The sequence below is a fragment of the Methylobacterium sp. B1 genome (assembly GCF_000333255.1).
Classification (GTDB): domain Bacteria; phylum Pseudomonadota; class Alphaproteobacteria; order Rhizobiales; family Beijerinckiaceae; genus Methylobacterium; species Methylobacterium fujisawaense.
Map to the genome: position 1 here is coordinate 1 of NZ_BACT01000425.1, position 7,245 is coordinate 7,245.

Annotated in this window: 7 protein-coding genes and 2 pseudogenes; 5 read left to right on the forward strand and 4 right to left on the reverse strand. The window is 70.5% G+C overall.

Going from position 1 to position 7,245, the window contains the following annotated elements:
• From I53_RS12410 to I53_RS12420, 3 genes are all read right to left on the reverse strand, one after another.
• On the reverse strand, positions 1–668 hold a 668-nt coding region (locus tag I53_RS12410), incomplete at its 3' end, for a transglycosylase SLT domain-containing protein (RefSeq protein ID WP_043351121.1).
• A 188-nt stretch (positions 669–856) separates the two neighbouring features.
• Entirely contained in the window at positions 857–1,678 is an 822-nt protein-coding gene (locus tag I53_RS12415; RefSeq protein WP_043351122.1) for a Cof-type HAD-IIB family hydrolase, read from the reverse strand.
• A gap of 4 nt (positions 1,679–1,682) precedes the next feature.
• The gene (locus I53_RS12420; RefSeq protein ID WP_051044788.1) at positions 1,683–2,255 is read right to left on the reverse strand and encodes a gluconokinase; all 573 of its coding nucleotides are present in this window, start codon (positions 2,253–2,255) and stop codon (positions 1,683–1,685) included.
• 175 nt (positions 2,256–2,430) lie between these two features.
• Between I53_RS12420 and I53_RS12425 the strand changes: the two genes are divergently transcribed.
• The 4 genes from I53_RS12425 (at position 2,431) to I53_RS12440 (ending at position 5,868) form a co-directional block, all read left to right on the forward strand.
• Positions 2,431–2,715 carry a DUF3072 domain-containing protein gene (locus tag I53_RS12425; RefSeq protein WP_043351124.1) on the forward strand — a complete coding sequence of 95 codons (285 nt, stop codon included), beginning with the start codon at positions 2,431–2,433 and terminating at the stop codon, positions 2,713–2,715.
• Between the two features lie 313 nt (positions 2,716–3,028).
• Entirely contained in the window at positions 3,029–3,151 is a 123-nt protein-coding gene (locus I53_RS35740) for a hypothetical protein (RefSeq protein ID WP_274926768.1), read from the forward strand.
• Between the two features lie 260 nt (positions 3,152–3,411).
• Complete coding sequence (locus tag I53_RS12435; RefSeq protein WP_043351130.1) at positions 3,412–4,581, forward strand: polysaccharide biosynthesis/export family protein; 1,170 nt, start codon at positions 3,412–3,414, stop codon at positions 4,579–4,581.
• Between the two features lie 150 nt (positions 4,582–4,731).
• Positions 4,732–5,868 carry a branched-chain amino acid ABC transporter substrate-binding protein gene (locus tag I53_RS12440; protein ID WP_043351127.1) on the forward strand — a complete coding sequence of 379 codons (1,137 nt, stop codon included), beginning with the start codon at positions 4,732–4,734 and terminating at the stop codon, positions 5,866–5,868.
• Positions 5,869–5,880: 12 nt separating this feature from the next.
• Here the strand turns inward: I53_RS12440 and I53_RS12445 are convergent.
• A pseudogene (locus I53_RS12445) lies at positions 5,881–6,449 on the reverse strand (tyrosine phosphatase family protein).
• Between the two features lie 147 nt (positions 6,450–6,596).
• Between I53_RS12445 and I53_RS12450 the strand changes: the two are divergent.
• Positions 6,597–7,245: pseudogene (locus I53_RS12450) on the forward strand (ABC transporter substrate-binding protein); the annotation flags it as partial.

Genomic DNA, 7,245 nt, shown 5'->3' on the forward strand with positions numbered 1-7,245 from the left:
GTCGCAGCAGAATTCGTGGCTGAAGCCGCGGCGGGATCTAGGGACAGGCTGGCGAGCTCGATCGTGGTGCCGGCCAGGGCGGCCGGCCGACGCGGCGGCAGCGGCACCTCGACGGCCTCGGTCGGGACCTCCGCCACTGCGGCCGCGGTGGGCGCGTAGGCCAGGGCTGAGGCCGCCGCGGTGTTCCGGGTCTCGGCGGCGCCGCCGCTGAACAGGCTCGCCAGGGCGCTGGCCGAGGCCGCGACGGGCGCCACCACCGCGGCGACTTCCGTGGAAATGCCCTGGCGCTTGGCTGCGTAGTAGTAGCCGCGGTTATAGTATTGATACGCTTGGCCGAGATTGCCCTTGGCGGTCCGATAGGCGCCGGCAAGATAGGCTACGCCGTAGCGAAGGTTGGTTTCGGGATCGTACAGGCCGGCCGCATCGCCGGTGTAGCCGAGGCTGCGGGCAGTCGCGTGCTTGATCTGCATCAGGCCGAGGGCGCTGCCGCCCTTGGCCCGCGGATTGTAGTTGCTCTCGCGCTTGACGACGGCGTGAACGAAGCTTGCCGGCACGCCGTTCGCCTTGGCCTGCTGCTCGATCAACGCGTCGATATTGTCGTGCGCGCTCTGCCCGAAGGCGGCTGCGGGCACGACCGCGAGGACGGCGGCCAGGATGAGGCGATGCATTCCGAGACCCGGTGCTGCTTGTTCTGTGGTCAAGCTAGGTCACGGGGAAATGAGGCCGGAAAGCGGCCCCGGTTCGGCAGCCTGTGGGCGGCCGGGGTGTCGGGAGCGTTTGTGATCCGCGGGCCACAGCGACGCGTCACGCGGCGGCGCGGCGATCCAAAGGGATGCCCGGGGCGGCGGCCGGGCGGTCAGGGAAGGAGGAAGCGCTCGACCGCATGGGCGAAGCCGTCCGCGTCGTTGCTGTCGGTGACCGCGCGCGCAGCCGCCTTCACCGCCGCTTCGGCATTGCCCATCGCCACGGAGAATCCGCTGTGCGCGAACATCGGACGGTCGTTGCCGGCATCGCCGAAGGTGGCGATCCGCTCCGGCGGGATGGCGAGATGCGCGCTCATCCAGGTGACGAATCGCCCCTTGTCGAGATGGGGTGGCGTCACGTCGAGGTAGTATTTCTGCGAACGGTGGATGGTGGCTTGACCGGCCAGGGCCGCCCCGATCCGGGCTTCGCAGGCTGCCAGATGGGCGTGGTCGCGGCTGACGCCGACGATCTTGGCTGCGCTCCCCATGAGTGGGCCGAGATCGGCGACGACGCGGGGCTCCGCGCCGATCGTGCGGCGTTCGAGGTCGGTATAGGGACCCTCCGGGTCGCGCAGCCACCACGCCCCTTCGGCGAAAACCCAGACGTCCAGTCCCTCGGCCAACAGCCGGTCGAGGGCCGACCGGGCCGCCGCCTCGGGGATGGTCCGTTCCTCGATGGTCGAGAGGTCCGGCCGCACGACGCTCGCGCCGTTGAACGCCCCCATCGGCAGGTCGAGCTCGAGTTCGGCGACCAGGTTCCGCAGCCCGATCGGCGGCCGGGCCGAGGCGATGCTGAAGCCGATGCCGGCCGCTCTCAGCCGCCGGACGGCCGTGACCGTCGCCTCGGTCAGGCGCTTGTCGCCGGTCACCAGGGTTCCATCGACGTCCGAGATCACCAGGGCGATGCCCGAAGCCTTGCCGGATCCTGCAATCATCCGCTCACTTCCCAACCGTATCCCGGCGCATTTCGGCCGCGAGTTCCGCGACCACCCGGTCGGCAATGGCCTCGGGCGATTCGCGGATGCCGACCGTGATCGGGTGTTCATCGGCCCCCGGAATCTCCAGGGCCGCAAACTGGCTGTCCAAGAGACGCGGCGGCATGAAATGGCCCTGCCGCTCGGCGAGGCGCTGCGCGATCAGGGTCCGGTCGCCGTCCAGATAGACGAGGCGAACCCGCTGGCTCCCGCGGGTGAGAACGTCCCGGTACGCGCGGCGGAGGGCCGAACAGGCCACCACGCCCGACTCGCCAGCGTCGAGGCGCTGCTGGATCCAAGTCGCAATCCGGGCCAGCCAGGGCGCGCGATCCGCATCGTCGAGGGCGAGGCCCGCATGCATCTTCGCCACGTGCTCCGGCGTGTGAAAGCTGTCGCCGTCCACGAAGATCCAGCCAAGCGTCTCGGCGATCAGCGCCGCCACGGTGCTCTTCCCGGAACCCGAGACGCCCATGACAACGAGCACCTGACCGGCGGCGGCCGTTCCGGCATCCGGCGCCGGCTCCGATTGGGACGTCATCCGGACCACCCTGGCTCCGAGGCGCGTCGGGGCGCTGCCCCTCACATCAATAGGAGCGGGTTTCCAGAAGGGAAGATCGCCGGGGATGCAAACGGGCTGCGGCGCCCGCAGGAACCGCGGCGCGGCCGGGCGCGTTCACCCCGCAGACGCCGAACATTTAGGGAACATGAGTCGCATGGCTAGCACAACCGCGAAGGCAACACCGAAGGCCGGCCGGGGTACCGGATCGCATCAGGACGCTACGGAGAACCCCAAGACCGACCCGAAGGACGTGTCGAACCAGATCAAGGATCCGGATCAGTGGACGACTGGCGGCGAGCCGATGACCGGCGCGCAGGCCTCCTATCTGAAGACGCTCTCGGAAGAGGCCAAGGAGCCGGCGGCGTTCGATCCTGACCTCGACAAGGCCGAAGCCTCGAAGCGGATCGACGATCTTCGCCACAAGGCCGGCCACGCCTGAGCCAAGCCGGGCGCGTTTCCCCCGGGCGCGCCCGTCGCCGTGTACGTCCGGGCGGCGTATCCCGGCCGGAATGGACAAGGTGGCCTGTTTCGAACACCTCGTTAAGCCGGCGGCAATGGCGAGAGGTTATCCCCCATGCAGCGCGTGAGGCCGCGCGGGCAGCGGGACTGAAAAGGCACGTTCGACCATGGATGAGCCGGGCGGCGGCGAAGCAGGACGGCGTGCGGTACGGGTCCGGACGGCGTTCGGCTTGACGGATCGGATTCGTGCCGAGGCCGTACGGTTCGCCCGCGACGTCCACGGATCCACGGCAATGGAATACGCCCTGCTCGGCGGCATGATCTTCCTCGTCGCCGTCGGCAGCATCCGGTACTACGTGTCCCGCGTCAGCGTCGTCTACGGCGACATCACCGCGGCAGTCACGCAGGGAAATTGAGCCGATCGGTCGCGGGATTTTGGCCATTGGGCTGGAGCGGCCAATGTGCGGCCGCTGATGACGTCCCGATTTGTATCTCGATATTTCGACCGCGGGCGAACGCCCGGCATTCGTCGTCTCTATGCCCCGAAAAAGCTGTGCTTAACGAGGATGACTTCGCAGTCTTGGCCGTGCCGGCCGGAGTGTGGCTCACCCGCTACGGACACCTGGGCCGCCATGGGCTAGGCACGGGCTCGGCAATACCGATGGGCAACATCTGGATGCGCAAACTTCCCCTTGTCCTGCTCGCCGTCACGGCGATGTCGGGCTGCACGTACCTGCCTGCGGCGGGTCCGACGGCGAGCGCGATCCAGGCGGGGGCGGAGGTGGCCACCGCCGACGGCGGCCTGCTCGCCCGCTACGAGATCATCGACGTCACGCCCTCGGTGGTCGAGGCCCTGCGCGGCCGGCCGCTGGACAGCCTGCTCGCCTCCTTCGGCGACCACCGTCCCTCCTCGGAGCCGGTGATCGGCGTCGGCGACATGGTCTCGGTCTCGATCTGGGAAGCCGGGTCGGGCGGCCTGTTCTCCGGGCCGCTGGTGGCCGACCGCTTCTCGGCGGGCTCCAAGTCCGCCCTCATCCCCGAGCAGCCCGTCGGGCGCGACGGCGCTATCTCGGTGCCCTACGCCGGCCGCATCAAGGTCGCCGGCCGCCGCACCCAGGACGTCCAGGCGCTCATCGAGAACGAACTCGCCGGCAAGGCCATCCAGCCGCAGGTGCTGGTCTCGGTCACCCGGCCGATCAGCCAGGCGGTGACCGTCACCGGCGAGGGCGCCGCCGGCGCCCGCCTGCCGCTCTCGGGCCACGGCGACCGCATCCTCGACGTCATCGCCGCCGCCGGCGGCAACCGCGCGCCGGTCAACGAGACCTTCGTGCGGCTCTCGCGCGGCCCGGTGACCGCGACCGTGCCGCTGACCACGGTGGTGTCGAACCCCAAGGAGAACATCTACCTGCGGCCCAACGACGTGCTCACCCTGGTGCGCGACCCGCAGACCTTCATCGCGGTGGGCGCGCTGGGCAACAGCACCGAGCTACCGTTCCAGGCCGACGGCATCACCCTGGCCCAGGCGCTGGCCAAGGCGCGCGGCCTGTCGGACTTCGCCGCCGACCCGGCCGGGACGTTCATCTTCCGGTTCGAGCCGGCCAGCGTCGTGCGGCGCCTCAGCCCCAGCTCGCGGCTGCTCGGCACGCCGCTGGTGCCGGTGGTCTACCGGATCGACATGCGCGATCCCAACAGCCTGTTCGTCTCCCAGGCGTTCCGCATGCGCAACCGCGATCTGGTCTACGTGTCGAACGCGCCGTTCACCGAGGTCCAGAAGGTGCTCACCGTCTTCAGCGGCATCACCGGACCGGTCTCCTCCGCCGCCTTGGCCTACTCCTACGCCAAGTAGGAGGCGGTCCGCATACGGGACAGCGGCGGAAAAAAATCGCGTTTCTCCGCGTCCTCGCGTATGGGCACAGGGTGCGGGGCGGGATCGGGGCTACGGAGCCGCATCCGCCGTCGCGCTGACCCGCCGCGCAAGGATGCCCAGAAGAGCCCGATGAAGATCGGACGTTTCGTCCCCGCCCACGGGCCGCTCCGGCCCGCACTGATAGCCCTGAGCCTGTGTCTCGCGTTCCTGCCGGCCACTCCTGCGGCGGCCGACGTGGTGATCGGCGTGGCCGTCCCGCGGTCGGGACCCTACGTGGCGGTCGGCGAGCAGGTGCTGCGGGGGGTCGAGGCTGCGGCCCGGGACGCCAACGCCATGGGGGGACTCGACGGCCAGCCCGTCACCCTCGACGTGCAGGACGATGCCTGCGATTCCAACACCGCCACTGCGGTGGCCAACCATTTCGTGCGCGGCAACGTCCGGCTCGTGGTCGGCCATGTCTGCTCCAACGCCTCGATCGCCGCCTCCGACATCTACGCCCAGAACGGCGTGGTGATGATTTCCGCGGCCTCGGTTGCGGCGCGGCTCACCGACAGGGGGCTGCCGACGATCTTCCGGGTGTGCGGGCGCGACGACGATCAGGCCCGCCTGTCCGCCGCCGTTCTGGCCGAGCGGTTCCGCGACCGGAAGATCGCTCTCATCCAGGACCAGACGCCCGCCGCCCGCAGCCTCGCCGCCGCCACGAAGGACAATCTCAACCGCATCGGCGTGAACGAGGCGCTGTTCCTGTCGTTCTCGCCCAGCGACGCCGACGATTCCGCCCTGGCCGACCGCCTCAAGGGCGCGGGGATCGAGGTCGTCTATTATGGCGGCGACGCCGCCGAGATGGGCCGCTTGGTGAAGATCGCCGCGGACCGGGGCTACCGGCCGCAATGGTTCGGCACCTCGGCCATCGCCACGCCGGATTTCGCCAAGACCGCCGGATCGGCGAGCAACGGCGTGCTGATGACCTTCTACCTCGACCCGAGCCGGCAGCCCGCCGCCGCGGCCGTCGTGAAGGCCTTCAAGGCTGAGGGCGTCGATCCCACCGGCTCGACGGTCTACGGGTATGCGGCGATGCAGGCCCTGGTTGCGGCCGGCAACTTCGCCCATTCAACCGAGGCGCGCCCCATCGCGCAGGCGTTGCATACGGAGCGGTTCGATCTCGTGCTCGGCACGGTCGGCTTCGACGCCAAGGGCGACGTCACCGCGCAGGGCTATGTGCTCTATGTCTGGAAGGACGGGAGCTTCACGCCGGCCGGGAAGTGAGAGCCCCGCCGCTCACAGCGCCTGCGCGGCCTCGACCTCGGCGCCGCGGCCGAGACCGCGAAGCAGCTCGGCGAGATGCGGGCGGACCTGCAGTTGCAGAGCGTGCAGCCGCCGCACCGCCGCGCTGAGCTGTCCCTCCCGATTCAGCATCGTGTCGGCGAAGCCGATCATGCGCGCATTCGGCCAAGCGGGCTCGCGCAGGGCGTGGAGACGCTCGACCAGAGCGGCGGCGGGAGTGGCGGGCTCGGCCTGCGCGAACAACATCAGCAGCGCCGCGGTGGAGCGCGACAGGCCGTAATGGCAATGAACCAGGAGATGGCCGGCGCCGTCGAGGTGCCGCCCGAAATCGAGGATCGCCCCGACATGCTCGGGCTCGGCGGGGTGAGGCCTTCGCCCGGGGCGAGGCAATCGTGGAACCGGAGGGTCGTGCGGGCATGGGCGCCGTAGGCGGTGAAGGCCTCGGGCTCCGGCGTTCCGGGATCGAGCAGCGACAGGACGTGGCTGACGCCGCGGGCGCCGTGGCCGGCCAGCTCCTCCAGGCCGCAGACGGTGTGCAGGGTGACGGCGGGCTCGGTTCGCATCCCCGGCGCCTAGCACGGGCGGAGGCCGGTTTCGAGGCGCGACGGAACCGCCCCGGCGCCCGCGGCTTTCGAGTACCGGCACGGACGTGCTACCTGCGACCTCCGATCCGGCCCCGGTCGGACCGGACCTGCTCGGACGAGATGCCGTTGGACGAACCTCACCTCGCGCGATCCCCCTCGGCCGGGACCCGGCGCCGGAGCGTGCTGACCGCCGGCCTCGGCGCGGCCGCGGCGCTCACCGGGCCGCTCGCCGCCCCGGCCCGGGCCCAGAGTGCCCCGGAATTGCGCTGGCGCCTGTCCTCCGCCTACGCCAAGACGCTCGACATCCTGTACGGCGCCCCCGAGGCGCTCAGCCGGATCGTCGCCGAGGCCACCGACGGGCGCTTCCAGATCCAGGTTCAGGGCCCCGGCGAGCCGGTGCCGGCCGACGGGCTGCTCGACGCCGTGGCCGCCGGCACCGTCGAGATGGGCCATGGGCCCGCGACCCTCGGCATGGCCAAGGATCCGACCTTCGCGCTGGCCACCGCGGTGCCGTTCGGCCTGAACGCCCGGGGCGCCGCCGCGTGGTGGCTGGCCGGGGGCGCGGCCGAGCTGTTCGGCGAGATCTTCGCCAAGGCCGGGCTGGTCTGCCTGCCGGGCGGCAATACCGGCGCGCAGATGGGCGGCTGGTTCCGCCGGGAGATCAAGAGTCTCGCGGACCTCCAGGGCCTCAAGTTCCGGATCAGCGGCATGGGCGGCCAGGTGCTGACCAAGTTCGGCGTCCAGCCGCAGGCGGTGCCGGGACCGGAGATCTACG